Source organism: Kitasatospora putterlickiae, from assembly GCF_039527695.1.
GTDB classification, from domain to species: domain Bacteria; phylum Actinomycetota; class Actinomycetes; order Streptomycetales; family Streptomycetaceae; genus Kitasatospora; species Kitasatospora putterlickiae.
Window position 1 is genome coordinate 10442 of the sequence record NZ_BAAAKJ010000346.1, and the last position, 464, is coordinate 10905.

The 464-nt window shown below is 80.8% G+C and carries 1 protein-coding gene and 1 pseudogene; both read right to left on the minus strand.

Annotated elements, in window-relative coordinates; translation table 11 throughout:
• Window positions 1-237: Rv3654c family TadE-like protein (locus ABD308_RS32235; protein WP_344342984.1), on the minus strand; the 237-nt coding region annotated here is incomplete at its 3' end.
• Window positions 225-464 (minus strand): annotated as a pseudogene (locus tag ABD308_RS32240) (hypothetical protein); the annotation flags it as partial. The gene ABD308_RS32235 and the pseudogene ABD308_RS32240, both read right to left, overlap by 13 nt.

The following is a 464-nucleotide window of genomic DNA, read 5'->3' on the forward strand; positions in this document are numbered from 1 at the left end:
GGCCTCGGCCCGGCCGCAGCCGCCGTCCGCGTCCAGCAGCAGCCGGTCGGCCGCCGCGAGCGCCGCCAGGTCCGCGGCGGACTCCGCCCGGTGCCGGGCGCCGACCACCGCGCCCACCGAGAGCACGGCGGTGCACACCAGGCAGCCGAGCAATGCGCAGGTCAGCAGCCAGACCGTCCCCGACCCCGTGTCGGCCCGCCGCGGCGCCGATCGCGCCGGCACGCTCAGCCCGTCCACGCGCCCGCACCTCCCTCCGCTCCCCGCAGGGTGTCCTCCCGGGCCGCGACGGCGGTGGCGCTCAGCCGTACCGCGAGCACCTCTCCGAACCGACCGGGCGCCCCGTACGGCGCGTCCACGGTGACCCGGACGGTCTCCGGCGCCAGGTCTACCAGGACCTCCGCCCCGGTCGGCGCGGCGGCCCGCGCCACCCCGGTGGCGTCGGCCTCGCCGCGCGCGGCCGCCCT